Origin of the sequence: Anaerostipes sp., assembly GCF_018381315.1 — a bacterium.
Classification (GTDB): domain Bacteria; phylum Bacillota; class Clostridia; order Lachnospirales; family Lachnospiraceae; genus Anaerostipes.
The window spans coordinates 1-18459 of the sequence record NZ_JAGZSD010000031.1 but is presented as its reverse complement, the minus strand read 5'-3'; the positions used below and the strand labels follow the sequence as shown (position 1 = coordinate 18459).

The window sequence follows — 18459 nt, the reverse complement described above, 5'->3', positions numbered from 1 at the left end:
AACAGATGAAATTGCCGGAAACGGTGCGGGTTTAAGGCAAGAATCTGAATGTAATGAACCCTGTCCGGCTCTATAATAGGTTTATCATTAAAAGTGAATGAATGAAAGGAGTAATAAACATGAAAAAAATCAAAATGACCGTCGGCCAGGCAGTTGTGAAATTTTTAAACGAGCAATACATTGAAATGGATGGGGAAGTAACACCGTTTGTCGATGGGATGTTTACAATCTTCGGCCATGGTATGGTAGTGGGGCTTGGTCAGGCTCTGGAGGAAGATCCGGGACGCCTTAGAGTATACCAGGGCAGAAATGAGCAGGGAATGGCACATGCTGCAATCTCCTATGCTAAACAGAATAATCGTCGCCGTATTATTGCCTGTACATCATCTATCGGACCTGGGGCAGCAAATATGGTAACCGCTGCACTGACTGCTTCTATCAACCATATCCCTCTGCTGCTTTTCCCTTCAGACAGTTTTTCTACAAGACAGCCGGATCCGGTTCTTCAGCAGATGGAAGTGGCATCAGATCTTACGATTACGGCAAGTGACTGTTTTAAGCCGGTTGCAAAGTATTGGGACCGTGTAACACGTCCGGAGCAGGTAATGTCAGCATTGATCAATGCAATGCGTGTGCTCACTGATTCAGCAGACTGCGGAACTGCTGTGATCTCACTTCCTCAGGACGTGCAGGGAGAAAGCTTTGAATATCCGGAATCTTTCTTCAAGAAAAGAGTTCACCATATTTCAAGAAGATGTGCAGATGAGTATGAGCTTGAAAATGCAGTTGAATTGATTATGAATGCGAAAAAACCGCTGATGATCTCAGGAGGCGGAGTGAGATACTCTGAGGCAGGAGAAACTGTGATGGAATTCTGTAAAGAATTCAATATCCCGGTATCCCAGACACAGGCAGGTCATTCTGCACTTCCGGATTCTTTTGATTTAAGCGTAGGAGGAGTTGGGGTTACCGGAGGCCTGGCAGCAAACCTTTTGGCAAAAGATGCAGACCTTGTAATCGGTGTCGGAACAAGATTCAATGACTTTGTAACCGGTTCTAAATGGGTATTGTTCCGCAATCCTGATGTGAAAGTACTTGCCATCAATACCTCAGAATTCCATGCTGAAAAACTTGATGCAGCCCGCTGTGTGGGAGATGCAAAGGTGACTATGGAAGCTATCATGGAACGTTTAAGGGCCAAAGGATATAAGAGCGGTTATACAACAGAGATTGAAGAAATCAAAGATACCTGGGAAAAAGAACGTCTCTCAGTTTTAAGTGCAGAGTACAGCGGAGAGGATTTTGTCCCTTGTGTACCATCCTGGACACCGGAAATAATCAACGATTATCTTCGGGACATCGGAGGAACCATTACAGAATCCAATGCAGTGGGAATCCTCAGGGAAGAGATTGACGATGATGCTATCGTTGTTGCGGCAGCAGGTTCCCTTCCGGCAGACCTGGAACGTTTGTGGGTAACAGATGTAAAAGATACATATAACATGGAATACGGTGCGTCCTGCATGGGATACGAAATTGCCGGAGCTCTTGGTTCGAAGCTGGCAGCTCCTGATCAGGAAGTGTATGCTCTGGTTGGAGACGGATCCTTCATGATGCTGAATTCAGAAATTTCAACGGCAATTCAGGAAAAACAGAAAATTACAGTGGTTGTCTTCGATAATACAGCATTTGGATGTATCAATAACCTTCAGATGGGAAATGGTGTCGGCAGTCTGGCTACAGAAATGCGGTACAGAAATGAAGAAACCGGTAAGATGGATGGAAATTATGTTTATACTGATTTTGCAAAAGTGGGTGAAGGCTACGGCATGAAACCATTTACGGCAAAAACTTCTGAAGAATTCAGAGAAGCGGTTAAGGCGGCGAAAAAAGAAACATGCAGCTGTATCATTGACGCAAAAGTGCTTCCAAAGACTATGGCAGAAGGCTATGAATCATGGTGGCATATCGGAGTGGCTTCTACCTCTAAATCTGACGCAGTAAAAGAAGCGAGAAAAAGAATTGATGAAAAACTGGAAGAAGCAAGATTATACTAAAAGTATGGAGGTAAAAAATGAAATATACGAGTAAAAAGCCTTTTGAAAAAGGCTACAATGAGATGATTTCTGCGGTGGAACATCCTGAAATGATGGGAATGGAATATGGTGTTGTGGCCATGGAAAACACAGATGTCATGAATTTTGATTATGCACAGGAAGTCGTATATGATCTCCTGTCAGGAGAAGTAACATTTACATGGGAAGGCAAGATGGAAACAGTAGAAAGAAAAGATTGTTTCCATGAAGGAGCAATCCTGCTCCATGTGCCGGAAAACACAAAAGTTACCATAACATGTCAGTCTGAAAAAGCAGAGATTGCAGTCTGCCGTACAGAAAATAAGAAAACATTTGAGGCAAGGCTTCTTCGTGCAGAAGACTGTCTGTGTGCAAACGAGGAGCGCGGTGCAGGACAGATGAACGAGTGCTCCACCAGAATGGTAAGAACATTCTTTGACCGTTCCAACTGTCCTGAGACAAATTTCTTCATTGGTGAAGTGGTGCACTTCCCTGGAAAATGGTCTTCCTACCCGCCTCATCAGCACGTGGAGCCGGAAATGTATTATTACAAATTCCTTCCGGAAAATGGTTATGGGCTGGCAGAATACGGTGATGATGCATATAAGGTAAAGAACAATGATCTGACGGGAATGCCATGCAACGTGACCCATTCACAGGCTGCTGCACCTGGATACGCAGAATACTATCTGTGGTGCATCCGTCTGCAGGATGACAAAAACATTGTAACGACGGTTGTAGAAGAACATGCTTGGGTAACAGAGGAAGATGCCAAGTTTTTCCCTGAAAGGTGAGTTCGTTGATCCGAGACAGAGCATTTTATAAATATTTTGGAATCTTAGTAATCTCCTTGGCGTTTCAGAATCTTTTGGTATATAGTGTCAATCTTGCAGACAATCTTATGCTGGGTGCATACAGCGAAACTGCTCTGTCAGGATCTGCTCTGTGCAATCAGATCCAATTTCTGCTTCAGATGCTGGTTGTGGGTGCGGGAGAAGGTGCTGTTGTACTTGGCAGCCAGTACTGGGGAAAAGGAAAACTGGAGCCGATTCCCCATATTATTGGTGTAACGCTGAGATTTGGAGTGGGCATGGCTGCTGTAATGTTTGTTTTTGCACTTGTCATGCCGGGACAGCTGTTGGGGCTTTTGACAAATGACCAGGCTGTAATCGCAGAAGGAGTGAGGTATCTGCGTATTATATGTTTTACTTACCTTATCTTTACAGCAACAAATATTTTGACTGCCTCTCTCCGCTCCATAGGCATTGTGTCTATAGGATATATTATTTCTGCTGCAACATTGGTTATTAATATCTGTCTGAATTACTGCTTAATCTATGGCAATTTTGGATTCCCTGAATTGGGGATCCGGGGTGCCGCCTTTGCAACGCTGGTTTCCCGCTGTGCAGAATTGCTGATTGTTATTATTTATTTAAAATACAGGGAACATAAATTAAATCTGACTCTTAAAAAATTAATAAACATCAATTCCTCTTATATCAAAGATTATGTTCATGTATCGTTTCCTGTACTTCTAAATCAGGCACAGTGGGGGATTGCACAGATGATACAGACTGCCATACTGGGTCATCTGGGTGCGGCGGCAATTGCGGCAAATTCCATAGCGACCATTGTATTTCAGGTTATATCGGTAGTCGCTTATGGAGCGGCAAGTGCTTCCGGTATGACCATAGGACGCACAATAGGAGAAGGCAGCATGGAGAAGCTTCATGAAATGGTGCATACTCTTCAGGTCATTTTTATAACAATTGGGATTGTCTCAGGATCATTGATTTTTTTGATCCGCGGGCCGATTCTCAGTTTCTATCATATATCTTCTGAAGCACATCAGCTGGCATTACAGTTTATGAGTGTGCTTGCGGTTACAACAGTGGGAACCTCCTATCAAATGGCCTGTGACAACGGGATCATCAGAGGGGGTGGAGATACTTCTTTCAGTATGAAAATGAATACGGTCAGTATGTGGGGAATTGTAGTGCCGCTGTCTGCAATTGCAGCATTTGTATTAAAGTGTCCGCCGATGGCCGTATTCTTTTTCTTAAAATCTGATCAATTATATAAAACGATCCCGGTAGTAATTCATCTGAGAAAATGGAACTGGGTAAAACAGGTTACAAGAGCAGAAATATAAGATGTAAAAGGATAGGAGATTTTGTTCATAATAGAGAAAAATCTTCTGTCCTTTCTGCTGTTCCATAACAGTGAAGAAAGCAAGATAACAGTGGTAATCTGAAATGTACATTTTATAATAAATATGATTCTGTAAAAAATGATAACGATGGGAGGATTTAGTATTATGCTTGAACATACAATTATTACAGTCAGCAGACAATATGGAAGCGGAGGGCGGGAAGTATGCGAATGGCTTTCCAGAAAACTGGGTGTACCATATTTTGATCGGGAAATTCTGATGGAAGCGGCATCAAAAATGGGAATGGAAGAAATGGACTATCAAACTTTAAATAAAATGTCTTATAAGCCGGGAAGGATCACCTTCGGATCAAATGCATTTTATCCGAGAGATGCACATCAGGTTACGGACAATCATCAGATGTTTCTCCAGCAGTCTGTGATCATGAGAAAGCTGGCGGACAGAGGAAGCGCAATTTTCCTGGGAAGATGTGCAGACTTTATATTGGAGAATTATCCGCGGCGCTATTCTTTTTATACATATGCGGATGATGCATTCAGAGCACAGCGTGCCAAAGAGAAATATAATCATATGTCACTGAAAGAGCTTAATAAAATAGAGAAACAGCGCAGGGCATATTATTCTATGCACACAGGAAGAGAAATAGGAGATCCTCAGATTTATGACATGATGATAAATATGGGGACAGTGACGCCGGAAAAGGCTGCAGATCTCATTATCTCATATATAGAAAAAAATCAGGCAAAATTATAGGAGTTTTGTGGAGGTCCAAAGAAAGTCAAAAAGTTTTAAATATATCTTCTATTGTCAGCGGTTGATCCATACAGGCTGACGAAATAGGAGATATATTTTTTTGCCTTTCCGTGGTATTTTTTTGCGTATAAATATGATACGGCAGGAAGAAAGCAAGAAACAGTAAGTTTGCCCGGAGATCCAGGTAATTAGCGGAATAATCCAGCAAGAAATTGATAGTTATTCGGGGGCTCTTTTCTTATAATAAAGATACAAACATTCATGAATGATATAGATATTAATAAATTGATTTTTGAAAGGAAGTGGAAAATTGGAAAACTTAAAGCAGAAGGATGAAACGGAAGAAAGGTTAGAAAAAAGCGGTTTTGTTAAGATCCCATGGATTTCCAGAATTGCTTATGGATGTGCTGATACTTCGTGCAATATAGTATATGGCATGATTAATACACTGCTGACACTTTTTTATACGGACTATGCAGGAATTCCATTTGCAACAGTGGGATTGGTCATGTTGATTTCAAGACTTTTTGACGGATCATCTGATGTTATCATGGGAGTCATTGTAAACAAAACGAAATCGCGCTGGGGTAAGTCCCGCCCATGGCTTTTATGGATGTCAATACCTTATGTTATTACTTCGGTGGCACTTTTCACAGTACCTCAGACCTCTGTAACAATTCAGTTTTGGTATATCTTCGTTACGTATAATCTTTGTACCACAATCTGTTACACAGCACTGAACGTACCGCTTGGTTCACTGTCAACGATGATGACCAGATCTTCCCATGAACGCGATATGCTCTCTGTTGTCCGTATGGCACTGGCGCCGGTAGGGCGTTTGATTTCTGTAACATTTTCAATGCCTATTGTGAAGCTGTTCGGCAACGACCGTTCCGCATGGGTGAAAGCAATGATCATGTGGTGTGCAATCGCATTTGTCCTGTTGATTTTCAGCTTTTCAAAATGTAAAGAAAATGTAAAAATGCCGGAAAAGGTTTCTAAAGCAAAAGTTGGATTTAAAAAGAATCTTGCCGCGCTGGTTAAAAATCCGTATTTCTGGGCCACACTCATTCTCTGGAGTATCACCTGTATTCACGCAACCTTAGTTGGAACCGATATGCCATACTACTGTAAATACATATTTGGAAATTCCACATGGATGTACAGTACTCTGTATCTTGCGGAAAATCTTACATTGATAGGCGGGGCAATCATATGTCCGCTGCTGCTGAAGAGATTTAACAAACGAGATCTTTCTCTGGCAGGATGTATTCTTGCAGTTGCTGCACAAGTCGCATTTATGGCAAATGCACAAAGTTTTGAATGGGCATTGTTTATTACCATTCTGCGTGGAATCGGACAGGCGCCGCTGACGGCTCTGGTATTCAGCATGATGGGAGATGTCATCGAATATGGTTATTGGAAATTTAATATCAGACAGGATTCCCTTGTTTTTGGCGGAGGATCTCTTGGATTTAAGGTTGGTACAGGGTTGACCAGTGCTTTGATCAGTATGCTGCTGACAAGTGCCGGATATATAAGTTCCAATGCCGGAGGAGCAGTTCAGCCTCAGGCGGCAAAAGATATGATTATGGCAATCTATAAATTTGGTCCGATTGCTATATGGGGCGTCGCAGTCATTGTCCTGCTGCTCTATAAGCTTGATAAGATTTATCCGCAGATTGTAAAGGAACTTGCAGAACGTGAAGCAATGGAGATGGAGTAGCATCACAGAAAGGAGCATTTATATGGGAAAAATTAAATTAGGTATTTGTGACTGGGGACTTCCGGGATCAGGATTATATGCGACACAAATCGCAGCATCTGTCGGACTGGATGCCATATCATTAAAGATTGGCCTTTACGAAAATGATTACCCGATCACACACCCTGAAATGCAGAAGATTTACCTGAGTGAACAGCAGAAATATGGAATTGAATATTGTGCCATTGCATTAAATGACTTCGACAATATTCCGATGCATGCAAGGAAGGATACAAAAGAGTATGACATTGTATGGGATCTTCTGAAGCGTGCGGTTGCAACAGCAAAGGCTCTGGGAGTAAAGATCATCCAGGTACCGGGTTTTGCTGCAAGTGAAGTGAAATCCAAGGAAGATCTGGAGCATAGTGTCCGGGCATTCCAGTATCTGTGTGATGAAGCCGGGCAAAACGGAATCTCTGTGGCCAGCGAGAATACGATGGCACCGGATGCGTTTAAGGAAATGGCAGAGCTGGTGGACCGTAAAAATTTTTACTTGTATTTTGACAGCCAGAATTATTACCTCTTTAAAGGATATAACGAGATCGAAATATTAGAAGGACTTTATCCATATATGTGTAACCAGCTTCACGTGAAAGACGGAAACAACGCAATGAGCGGCGGATTGCTTGGAACCGGTGATTCCGGTTTTTACGAGACAGTTGAATGGCTGAAAAATCACGATTTTTCCGGCTATTATCTTTTGGAAAACTATTATGATCAGCTGCCGCTTCGTACAATGGGCAGCAGTCCATATGAACTTTTAAAAGAAGATATTAAGATCTTAAAAGAAGCAGTTCTGTAATACAACCATACAACCAATCAGTATTTACACTGATACAAGGAAGGAGAAATAAAATGATAGTAGCAATTATTGGAACAGGACGTATTGGCAAGGTACATATCGAAAATATCAGCACAGCAGTCCGTGAAATGGAGATAAAAATTGTAGCAGATCCTTATCTGACAGAAGAAAATGAAGCTTTCGTGAACCAGTTTGGAATTCCGGTGGTAACCAAAGATGTGGAATGCATTTTTAACGATCCTGAAATTGAAGCAGTTTTGATCTGTTCATCCACAGATTCACATGCAGACTATATTGTAAAAGCAGCAGAGGCAGGAAAGCATATTTTCTGTGAAAAACCTGTGGATCATGATGTGAAGCGTGTGAAATCTGCTCTGGAAGCAGTAAAGAAAGCGGGAGTAAAGCTTCAGATCGGATTTAACCGCCGGTTTGATCATAACCACCGTGCAGTGCATGATGCTATCCGTGAAGGCAAAATCGGAACTCCGCATATTATTAAAATTGCATCCCGCGATCCGCAGCCTCCTACGATTGACTATGTGAAACATTCCGGCGGTATCTTCTATGATATGATGATTCACGATTTTGACATGATCCGTTTCCTGGCAGGATGTGAGGCAACAGAGGTTTATACGAAAGGTGCGGTTCTGATTGATCCGGCCATCGGAGCTGAAGGAGATGTTGACACGGCATTGGTGACACTGACATTTGAAAACGGTGCGATCGGTGTTATTGATAACAGCAGACAGGCAGTTTACGGCTATGATCAGCGTATTGAAGTTTTAGGATCTGAAGGTGCGGTACAGGATGAAAACGATCTTCCGAATACAGTTGCTGTTTCACGTAAGGACGGAGTGACATCCAGTGCAACATATCAGGTAATGTGGGATCGCTATACACAGGCATTTATCGCTGAAATGAAAGCTTTTACAGATGCAGTGGTGAATGACAAGACACCTGAGGTAACAGACTTAGACGGATTATACCCGGTTTTAATGGCTGCAGCAGCTAATAAGTCATTAAAAGAGGGACGGCCTGTAAAAATATCTGAAGTAGACGAATAAAAAGATGTTATATTAGGAGGAATGACGGTATGGGTATAAATATATGCGGAGCACCGTGCTGCTGGGGAGTGGATGATATCACAAATCCAAATCTTCCTACCTGGCAGAGGGTAATGAGCGAGGCTCATGAAGCAGGTTACCGCGCAATTGAGCTTGGACCAAACGGATGGATTCCCACAGATGATGTGGAGCATGTGACCGAGGAATTAAATAAAAATCAATTATCAATCGTTGCAGGTACTATTTTTGACGATATGCTCAGTGAAGAGAATTATGAAAAACTGCTGAAACAGGTAGACGGAATATGCAATCTGATTACGAAATTGCCGCCTCTGCCGGTTGAGGACGGACAGCGCAGGCCGACTCCATACATGACCATTATGGACTGGGGACATGACGAAAGAGACTTTGCAGCCGGTCATTCAGACAAGGCACCAAGACTTAGTGATAAAGACTGGGATCAGATGATGAGACATTTTAAGGGCTTATCTGAACGTGCAAACAGTTATGGCGTCAGGCCGGTATTGCATCCGCACTGCGGAGGATATATTGAATTCGGCGATGAGATAGACCGTCTTGCAGAAGATATTCCGAATGATATTGCAGGCTTTGTATTAGATACAGGGCATCTGCAGTATGCGGGGCTTGATCCTATCGAGTGGCTGAGAAAGTATAAGGACCGCTTAGATTATGTACATTTCAAGGACATCGATCCGAAAGTATACAATGAGATCATGCAGGAACATATTCGGTTCTTTGACGGATGTGCAAGAGGATCAATGTGTCCGATCGGCCAGGGAATGATTGATTATAATGCAGTTGCAGATGTGCTGAAAGAGATCAATTATAACGGATACATAACGATTGAGCAGGAATGTGATCCGCGAAATGTGGAAAACAGTCTGCCGAATGTAAAAGCGAGTGTGGATTTTCTGAAAAGCATTGGATATAAAATTTAAAATTAGAAAGGGAAAAATCTATGAAAGAAGTTAAAGTAGGATTAATCGGGGCAAACTGGATGGGAATCTACCATTCTATTGGTATGACAAATGTTCGTCAGGCATATCACGATGTTCTTCCGGTTTTTGAAATTGTTGCAGATATCAATGAGAATGCGGCAAAAGAGGCAGCAGAACGGTTTGGATATAAAAAAGTTACAACAGATTGGAAAGACGTTATCAATGATCCTGAAGTAGATCTTGTGGTTATAGCCACACCGAACTTTACACATGCAGAGATTGCCATAGCTGCGGCAGAAGCAGGCAAACACATTCTTTGTGAAAAACCAATGGCAAATAATCTGGAAGACGGCCAGGCAATGGTTGATGCCGTTAAGAAAAATAACGTAAAAACTCTTGTGGATTTTATTTATACCAAATGCCCTGCTAATGTATTAGCAAAAGATTTAATGGACAATGGGGATCTGGGTGAGTTTGTTACATTCCGCGGAGAATTTGACTGCTCTTACTGTGCAGATCCGGAAACACCGGCTACATGGAGACAGATGGCGAAGATTGCCGGCACTGGTTCACTGGGTGATCTGACAGCACATGTTGTAAGTCTTTCTGACATGATTGTCGGAAAAGAGATCACAGAAGTGTTTGCTTCCTGGGATACTGTCTACAAAGAGCGTCCGGACAGCAAAGATTTATCAAAGACAGTTGAGATTGACACAGATGACCAGATTTATGTGATTGTAAAATATGAAGACGGACGTATCGGTTCCATGTCTTCCAGCCGTGTTTCTGTGGCAAGACCGGACAGTCTCGCCTATGAGATCCAGGGCAGCAAGGGCTCTGTGAAATTTGAATTATCACATATTAATGATTTGATGTATTACTCTAATGACTGTAAGCCAAACGAGCGCGGTTATAAGACCATAAAAGGCAATACACGGAATGGTGATTATGCAAACTTCTGCGGTACAGATGAACTGGGAATTTCTTATGGTGATGTTATGGCAATTCAGGCACATGATATTCTCACTGCCATTACAGATGGCCATGATGTGAAGATTGACATAGCATATGGTCATTATGTAGATACCATTCTTGCTGCTATGGAAAAATCAGCGAAAGAACACCGCTGGGTAAAAGTTTCAGAATTACAGTAATCAGAAGAATGATGTAATAAGATTATGTATCAGCCCCTCCTAAACAAAAAATGCTGTATGAATGTTAAACCGTTCATACGGCTTTTTTTGTGTTTGGGGGAGTTGCTGTGACACTGGATTCCTGTGTATTCAAGGAGTTTTTTTGCTGTCTTTTCTTAAAAAGCAAGATATTGAAGAAGATAGAAAAAATAACGGAAATTTGTGCAATAAAGAGGTAAAACAGCACAATAATCTGAATGTAATGGTTCCGCCTCAACGCTATAATTAAGACAAATTCAGATAGTCGGTGATTATCTGAAAACAGATGCAGCAGAATGTCAGATGTCAGGAAAAAGAAAGGAAATGCTTATGGAACAGATAATCTTCAGGCCATCATTATTTAAATTCAAAACATGCAGAGAGTTTGCAGAAGCTTTTGAATTAAAATCAGGGGACCTTATTTTAACAAATGAATATATATATGAACCGTATTTCGGAAAGCTTGGCCTGCCGGTAGATACGATTTTCCAGGAACAATACGGCCAGGGAGAACCCACGGATGTGATGGTGGATGCCATTATTGCCGATGCCATGAAAAAAGGATGCAGAAGAATCATTGCCATCGGAGGCGGAACCATCATAGACATTGCAAAGATTCTTGCGATTACCAGCGGGGAATCTGTGGATGATTTATATGAACTGCCTGTCACCGAGAAAAAACGTCCTCTGGTGATTATCCCTACGACCTGCGGAACCGGAAGTGAGGTCACAAATATTTCTATTATCAACCGTACTCGTCTGGGAGTTAAGATGGGGCTCACAGGAGAGGCTATGTTTGCGGACAGTGCAGTTTTGATTCCTGAACTGCTGAAAGGACTTCCCTTTCCGGTTTTTGCCGCCAGTTCTATTGATGCACTTGTCCATGCGGTGGAATCCAGCCTGTCTCCAAAAGCGACACCATATACAAAGCTGTTTGGCTACAAAGCGATTGAAATGATCATCCGGGGATTTCAGACAATAGTCAAAGAAGGGCAGGATGCCAGGAAAGAGCTGATAGAAGACTTCCTGATCGCCAGCAATTACGCAGGGCTTGCCTTTGGAACTGCGGGATGTGCAGCTGTCCATGCACTCAGTTATCCGCTGGGCGGAACTTACCACGTGGCACATGGCGAAAGCAATTATGCAGTCTTTACCGGGGTTTTAAAGAACTATATGGAAATCCGGCAGGACGGAGAGATCGCCGTGCTGAACCAATACATAGCAGAACTTCTGGGATGCAGTACAAAAGAAGTGTATGACAAGCTGGAAGAGCTGCTCAACAATATCCTGCCGAAAAAGGCACTGCATGAGTACGGAGTGACAAGAGAGGACTTGGAGGCATTTACAGAAAGCGTTATGACAACACAGGGACGCCTGATGGGCAATAATTTCGTTCCGTTAGACGAAGAGAGAGTGTTAAAAATCTATAAGGAATTATTTTAAAACAGGAGGAAGAAAGAATGAAATTTTTTATTGACACAGCAAATGTAGAGGATATTAAAAAAGCAAACGACATGGGAATTATCTGCGGGGTGACAACAAACCCGTCTTTGATCGCCAAGGAAGGAAGAGATTTTAAAGAAGTCATTACAGAGATCACATCGATTGTGGAAGGACCGATCAACGGAGAAGTCAAAGCTACTACAGAAAAAGCAGAAGACATGATAAAGGAAGGCAGAGAAATCGCTGCAATCCATCCGAACATGGTTGTCAAAATTCCTATGACTTCAGAAGGTCTTAAGGCAGTTAAAGTCCTGAAAAAGGAAGGGATCAAGACAAATGTAACGCTTGTATTTTCTCCGAACCAGGCTCTGCTGGCAGCCAGAGCAGGAGCTGAATATGTATCACCATTTTTGGGACGCCTGGATGATATTTCACAGACTGGCGTGGATCTTATCCGCACCATTGCAGAGATGTTTCAGGTTCACGGGCTGGATACAGAGATTATTTGTGCCAGCGTAAGAAATCCGATCCATATCATTGACTGCGCATTAGCAGGGGCAGACATCGCAACTGTACCTTATGGAGTGTTGGAACAAATGACAAAACATCCTCTTACAGACCAGGGGATAGAAAAATTTAAAGCAGATTACAGAGCAGTATTCGGAGAGTAAGGGGGAATCTATAATGTCAACAGAATTGAAAGATTTAGCTATATTTTCAAAAGAAATCCGTATTGCAGCAGTCGAGGCACTGGAGAAGATCGGTGCCGGGCATATCGGAGGAGTGATGTCCATGGCAGACCTGATGGCTGTGTTATATGGAGAGGTTATGCAGATCAATCCAAAAGATCCGGGATGGGAAAACCGAGACTGGCTGGTTGTATCAAAAGGACACTGCGGACCGGCAGTTTATGCAGCGCTTGCTTTAAAAGGATATTTTGATGTGAAGGACCTTCAGAAGGTCAACCAGCCGGGAACATTTCTTCCAAGCCACTGCGACCGGAATCTGACACCGGGAGTGGACATGACGACCGGATCCCTGGGACAGGGAATGTCAACAGCCATCGGAACAGCATGGGGAAATAAGTATCAGGGAAGAGACTGTTATACATACTTGGTGCTCGGCGACGGAGAAAGCCAGGAAGGACAGGTCTGGGAAGGTGCAATGTTTGCGGCACAGCAGAAAGTTTCCAACTTAATTGCCTTTGTAGATTACAACAAAAAGCAGCTTGACGGATATACAAAAGATGTATGCGAGATGGGGGATATGCGGAAAAAGTTCGAGGATTTCGGCTGGTACAGCCTGGAATGTGACGGACATAATCATAAGGATATCATTGACGCCATCGAAGATGCAAAGCGGAATGCAGGTGACAGACCTTCAATGATTATACTGAATACAGAAAAAGGGCATGGATGCTCTTTTGCAGAAGGTGTCTTGTATAATCACCACATGACATTTACAAAAGAACAGATACAGGAAGCGGTTGAGCGCCTTAAAAAAGAGATAGAGGAATTAAGATAGGAGGGATAGTTATGTACAAGGTCTGCCAGAAAATAGAAACAGAAGCAGTGGAAATGAGAAGTGTGTTTGCCCAGGTCATGGAAGATATGCAGTCTAAAGATGACAGGGTTATTTATATGGATGCTGACCTGATGAACAGTATCGGGATGGCAAAATACTGGAAAGCCCATCCGGATAAAGCAATTAACTGCGGAATCCAGGAAGCAAATATGGTCGGAGTTGCAGCAGGAATGTCTGCTACAGGGCTGGTCCCATTTGTGCACACCTTTGGAACATTTGCATCCAGACGTGTTATGGATCAGGTGTTCGTATCAGCAGCGTATGCAAAGCTGAATGTAAGAATTATAGGATCTGATCCGGGAGTCACAGCGTCCTTAAACGGAGGAACTCATATGCCTCTTGAAGATATGGGAATGATGAGATGTATTCCGGAGGTCACCATCATCGAGCCGACAGATTCTATTATGTTAGAAGATATGGTGCGTCAGACGAAAGATAAATACGGCGTGTTTTACCTTCGCCTTTCCAGAAAGAAATGTGAAAAAATCTTTGAAGAGGGATCTACCTTTGAAATCGGAAAAGCCGCTAAGGTGAGAGACGGTAAGGATGTGACGATTTTTGCAACAGGAATTATGGTGGCAGAAGCGGTAAAAGCAGCTGAAATGCTTGAAAAAGAAGGAATCAGCGCCGCAGTTTCCAATATGTTTACGGTCAAACCTATAGACAAAGCAGCTGTTGTAGAAGCTGCCCAGAAGACCGGTGCCATTGTGACGGCAGAAAATCATAACATTATCAATGGGCTTGGCTCAGCAGTTGCAGAAGTCCTTTGTGAAAATGCCTGTGTTCCGCTGGAGAGAGTCGGAGCAAAAGACCGCTTCGGAGAAGTGGGAGATGTAGAATACCTGAAAAAGACATTTGGCATGACTGCAGATCAAATTGCAGAAAGTGCGAAAAAAGCAATAGCCAGAAAATAAAAAGATGGCATACTGTGCTGAATACGGAACCTATAAAAAACAAAAGCAGGGAAAAGTTTTGCTTCTCCCTGCTTTTGTTTTTTGATTATTAATTGAGACAGCTCAGTGAAAAATTTTTCTTCACTATCGGAAGGAGGCCTTTCCAGAGTCGACTGGAGATAGTGGAGAAAAATTTACTCTATAGTTTCCACAGTGATGGAGTTGGACCGGCAGAAATCTGCATATTCTTCCTGGGGCAGCCGGTCGGTGAGGATATAATTGATTTTTTCCAGCGGGCAGTAAGTCATCAGAGAGAATATGCCGAACTTTGAGTGATCCGCCAGCACATAACGCTGCATGCTGTTTGAGACAACAGCCTCTTTTACCCGGTATTCCTCCTCGGAAGCGTTTGTCAGGCCGTTTTCTATGGAAAGACCCGTACATGCCATGAAAGCTTTGCCGATGTTAAAGGTCTGAAGATATTCAGAAATTTTAACATCTACAAAAGAGAGGGTTTCTCTTTTCAAATAACCCGGAAGGGAAATAACAGTCAGGTTCTCATACGGAAGAGCTTTCAGGGAAACCTGCAGGCTGTTGGTGATAATGGTACAGCGCTTCTCTGAGATATAATCGACAATATTATGGCAGGTTGTTCCTGTGTCAATATAGATAATATCATCGTCCTCAATATGGTCGGCTGCAAGGCGGCAGATTGCCTTTTTTTCTTCTACGAACTTTTCATGGCGCTCTGCAAACGGAAGAAGTTTTTTAGAGGGAAGTGTGTCATTTAAGGTGACGCCTCCATATACTTTTTTTATCTTTCCTGATTTGGCAAGAGTGTCAATGTCTCGTCGGATCGTATTTTTGGAGACCTGGAAAACTTCGCATAAAGTATCTAAAGAAACCGATTTTTCTTTTGTAATATATTGTTCTATTTCGTCAATTCGTTTTGTGCGCATATAAAAACTCCCTCTCGTTTATTTTAGTTTTTGGCTCAGACAGGCCATAAAAATAAAAGCTTTGTTCTATTATAGTATATTATGAGTAAATTGAAAAGAAGCAATTGGTAAGTCATGATAATGTTTTATGATCTGAACTTTGTCCTGTTTTTTATCAGGCAGGATTAGATTTTTTTGGTATAATGAGGTATACTAGATTTAAAGTAAGTCGGAACAAAGATTGAGGGAGCGGGCATGAAGATTACGATTAAACAGATTGCTGAGATGGCCGGGGTGCACCGGTCAACGGTTGACAAAGTACTGCATAACCGTGAGGGTGTCAGTGAAGAAGTAAGACAGAGGGTCCAGGGGATCATTGATAAATATGAGTATAAACCAAATCCCATCGGGCAGGCTCTGAAAATGCAGAAAAAGACTATAAGGATCGGCATTATACTGCTGAAGGTTGATGCTGAAGAAATTGTCAGGGAAGGGATTCGCAGAGCGCTTGGCTCTTATCAGTCCTTTGATATACAGCTGGATTATCACAGTGTCATATATCCTGACATCAACGGACAGCTGAAACTGATTCATCAGATGATAGAGGAAAAGGTTGACGGGATTATTTTAAGCCCGATCAACTCGGAAGAGATTGTTCACGCCATCAACTATTGTATGAGTATGAAGATACCGGTGGTAACGGTCAATTCTGATATAAAAGGAAGCCAGAGGTTTTGTTTTATCGGACAGGATGGTTCCAGGGCAGGCAAAGTTGCAGGCAGGCTTATGGGAGAGTTTCTGAACGGGAAAGGCAGTGTTGCAGTTTTTACCAGTGACGGAGATGCCAGGCAGTCTTTCTTTTTTGACAAAAGAGAGGGCGGATTCAGAGGGCTTCTGGAAAAAGAGTATCCCAAAATCCATATGCTGAAAAGCATCCGTACAGACGAAGATCCTGCGATTATTGTGCAGGAGACAAAGAATCTGCTGGACAAAGAGAAAAAACTGGACGGCATCTTTATTACATGCGGAGGGGTCAAAGAAGTAGGGAAAGTGCTGAGACAGGAGAAAAGGGAAGATGTCAAAGTCATCTGTTATGAAGATTATCCGGAAGTGCTGGAACTGGTCAAGGAGAAAGTTGTGGATGTAACGATTGCCACAGAGCTGAAAAAGCAGGGCGGACAGGCTTTGGATGTGATGATGGATTATCTGATCTATGAAAAGAAGCCTCCCCGCAAGCATTTATATACAGAGATGAAGATCATATTAAAAGAATGTATTGAATAGAAGGATACCTTGGAATTTTAAAAGCAGATTCCGGGGTTTCTTTTTTATTATATAGGGACTTCCTTCAGAAGCCCCTAAAAAACGTATCTGTTTTCTTCTAAAATATAACAATGCTGAAAAAAAGAGCACGAGCTCTTTGTATAAACATAAAATGAATTAAAAATAAGCGTTGAAATTGAAATTTTATATGGGACGAATGGATGAAAAATCATAGTAGTGTGCAAAAGTACCAATAATCATGTTGAATTCTTGTGTGATTTGTTTATTGTGTTTTATAAAAAAGCTGATATAATAAAATCATAAGTTAAGAGCACGAGCTCTTTATAAATAACACTAAAACAAACATTATGAAGGAGTACGAACTATGAATAACAAAGAATTGAGAATCGGAGTTGTTGGAGTCGGAGCAATCGGAAGGACACACATTGAACGAATCAATGATCAGCTGCAGGGCGGTAAAGTGACAGCATGTTCAGATGTAAATACAGAATTCGGGAAACAGGTTGCAGAGAAATACGGATGTGATTTTTATGAAGACGGAGAAGAGATGATCGCTTCCGGAAAGATTGATGCAGTTATCGTTACAACGATTGATCCATATCATGAGCAGTATGTTATGGCTGCGATTAAGGCGGGCATCTTTGTATTCTGCGAAAAACCATTGGCACCGGAAGCAGAAGCCTGCAAAAGAATCGTTGAGGCAGAGATTGCAGGAGGAAAGAAACTTGTCCAGGTTGGATTTATGAGAAGATATGACCATGGATACCGTCAATTAAAAGAAGCTATCCAAAACCGTACATATGGAGAGCCGCTTCTTCTGCACTGTGCACACAGGAATCCTGCCGTAGATGAAAGTTATGATACACCGATGGCAGTAGAAAATTCCATGATTCATGAGATTGATGTGCTGCGCTGGCTGCTTGATGAGGATTACGATACTGCAGAAGTTGTATTTGCAAAAAACACAAGAAGAACTCATGCAAATCTGATGGACCCGCAGGTTATGATTCTGACTACGAAATCAGGGGTGAGGATTGACGTAGAGGCATTCGTTAATACAGGACACTGCTATGACATCAAATGTGAAGTATGCTGTGAAGATGCAATTTTAAATCTTCCGGAACCGTCTAATATCGAGGTATGTGCTAATGCTGTCCGCGGACATGCAATCCACAGCGACTGGTCAACAAGATTTGTTGATGCGTATAACGTAGAAATTCAGGAATGGATTAATTCAACAAAAGAAGGGCGTGTGGACGGACCGACAGCATGGGACGGATATGTAGGACAGGTAACGGCAAAAGCTGCATCCAAGGCACGGGATACTCAGACTGTTGTAAAAATTGAAATGGAAGAAAAACCGGATTTTTATAATTAGGAAGGGGAATAAAAATGAAGATAGCATTTGATGTTGACGTTCTGGCAAAGCAGATGGATATCAACCGGATGGTACATCAGGTGGCAGACTGGGGCTACAAGTATATTGAACAGTCTCCCCATCCAAGAATCAATCCATTTTATAAGCATCCCCTGTTTTCCAGGGAATGTGAGGCG

16 protein-coding genes and 1 pseudogene are annotated in these 18459 nt (G+C 42.3%); 16 read left to right on the top strand and 1 reads right to left on the bottom strand.

Features of this window, described 5'->3' with window-relative positions; genetic code table 11:
* The first annotated feature begins 119 nt into the window (after nucleotides 1–119).
* The 13 genes from iolD to KH180_RS15975 all read left to right on the top strand — a co-directional run bounded on the left by iolD (nucleotide 120) and on the right by KH180_RS15975 (nucleotide 14704).
* The gene (gene iolD, locus KH180_RS16035) at nucleotides 120–2057 is read left to right on the top strand and encodes a 3D-(3,5/4)-trihydroxycyclohexane-1,2-dione acylhydrolase (decyclizing) (protein ID WP_290762219.1); all 1938 of its coding nucleotides are present in this window, start codon (nucleotides 120–122) and stop codon (nucleotides 2055–2057) included.
* 17 nt (nucleotides 2058–2074) lie between these two features.
* Complete coding sequence (locus KH180_RS16030; protein WP_290762218.1) at nucleotides 2075–2869, top strand: 5-deoxy-glucuronate isomerase; 795 nt, start codon at nucleotides 2075–2077, stop codon at nucleotides 2867–2869.
* A 5-nt stretch (nucleotides 2870–2874) separates the two neighbouring features.
* The gene (locus KH180_RS16025) at nucleotides 2875–4227 is read left to right on the top strand and encodes an MATE family efflux transporter (RefSeq protein ID WP_330624606.1); all 1353 of its coding nucleotides are present in this window, start codon (nucleotides 2875–2877) and stop codon (nucleotides 4225–4227) included.
* A 165-nt stretch (nucleotides 4228–4392) separates the two neighbouring features.
* A complete protein-coding gene (locus KH180_RS16020; RefSeq protein WP_290762213.1) occupies nucleotides 4393–5001 on the top strand; it encodes an AAA family ATPase in 609 nt (202 codons plus the stop codon).
* A 310-nt stretch (nucleotides 5002–5311) separates the two neighbouring features.
* Complete coding sequence (locus KH180_RS16015; protein WP_290762210.1) at nucleotides 5312–6727, top strand: MFS transporter; 1416 nt, start codon at nucleotides 5312–5314, stop codon at nucleotides 6725–6727.
* A 22-nt stretch (nucleotides 6728–6749) separates the two neighbouring features.
* Nucleotides 6750–7568 (top strand): sugar phosphate isomerase/epimerase family protein, encoded by an 819-nt coding sequence (locus KH180_RS16010; protein ID WP_290762207.1) that lies wholly within the window; start codon nucleotides 6750–6752, stop codon nucleotides 7566–7568.
* A 53-nt stretch (nucleotides 7569–7621) separates the two neighbouring features.
* Complete coding sequence (gene iolG, locus KH180_RS16005; RefSeq protein WP_290762205.1) at nucleotides 7622–8632, top strand: inositol 2-dehydrogenase; 1011 nt, start codon at nucleotides 7622–7624, stop codon at nucleotides 8630–8632.
* A gap of 29 nt (nucleotides 8633–8661) precedes the next feature.
* Nucleotides 8662–9591 (top strand): sugar phosphate isomerase/epimerase family protein, encoded by a 930-nt coding sequence (locus tag KH180_RS16000; protein ID WP_290762202.1) that lies wholly within the window; start codon nucleotides 8662–8664, stop codon nucleotides 9589–9591.
* A gap of 20 nt (nucleotides 9592–9611) precedes the next feature.
* On the top strand, nucleotides 9612–10745 hold the full coding sequence (locus tag KH180_RS15995) for a Gfo/Idh/MocA family protein (RefSeq protein WP_290762199.1): 1134 nt from the start codon (nucleotides 9612–9614) through the stop codon (nucleotides 10743–10745).
* A 348-nt stretch (nucleotides 10746–11093) separates the two neighbouring features.
* The gene (locus tag KH180_RS15990) at nucleotides 11094–12206 is read left to right on the top strand and encodes a 4-hydroxybutyrate dehydrogenase (protein WP_290762197.1); all 1113 of its coding nucleotides are present in this window, start codon (nucleotides 11094–11096) and stop codon (nucleotides 12204–12206) included.
* 17 nt (nucleotides 12207–12223) lie between these two features.
* Entirely contained in the window at nucleotides 12224–12877 is a 654-nt protein-coding gene (fsa, locus tag KH180_RS15985) for a fructose-6-phosphate aldolase (RefSeq protein WP_290762196.1), read from the top strand.
* A 13-nt stretch (nucleotides 12878–12890) separates the two neighbouring features.
* Nucleotides 12891–13730: a transketolase gene (locus KH180_RS15980; protein ID WP_290762194.1), complete on the top strand. Its 840-nt coding sequence runs from the start codon at nucleotides 12891–12893 to the stop codon at nucleotides 13728–13730.
* An 11-nt stretch (nucleotides 13731–13741) separates the two neighbouring features.
* Nucleotides 13742–14704 carry a transketolase family protein gene (locus tag KH180_RS15975; protein ID WP_290762192.1) on the top strand — a complete coding sequence of 321 codons (963 nt, stop codon included), beginning with the start codon at nucleotides 13742–13744 and terminating at the stop codon, nucleotides 14702–14704.
* A 173-nt stretch (nucleotides 14705–14877) separates the two neighbouring features.
* Here KH180_RS15975 and KH180_RS15970 read toward each other — a convergent pair whose 3' ends face one another.
* Nucleotides 14878–15642 carry a DeoR/GlpR family DNA-binding transcription regulator gene (locus KH180_RS15970; protein WP_290762189.1) on the bottom strand — a complete coding sequence of 255 codons (765 nt, stop codon included), beginning with the start codon at nucleotides 15640–15642 and terminating at the stop codon, nucleotides 14878–14880.
* Nucleotides 15643–15876: 234 nt separating this feature from the next.
* Here KH180_RS15970 and KH180_RS15965 point away from each other — a divergent pair, with 234 nt between their 5' ends.
* From KH180_RS15965 to KH180_RS16890, 3 genes and pseudogenes are all read left to right on the top strand, one after another.
* Entirely contained in the window at nucleotides 15877–16905 is a 1029-nt protein-coding gene (locus KH180_RS15965) for a LacI family DNA-binding transcriptional regulator (RefSeq protein ID WP_290762186.1), read from the top strand.
* Between the two features lie 364 nt (nucleotides 16906–17269).
* Complete coding sequence (locus KH180_RS15960; RefSeq protein ID WP_290762183.1) at nucleotides 17270–18283, top strand: Gfo/Idh/MocA family protein; 1014 nt, start codon at nucleotides 17270–17272, stop codon at nucleotides 18281–18283.
* A gap of 14 nt (nucleotides 18284–18297) precedes the next feature.
* Nucleotides 18298–18459, top strand: a pseudogene (locus KH180_RS16890) (sugar phosphate isomerase/epimerase); the annotation flags it as partial.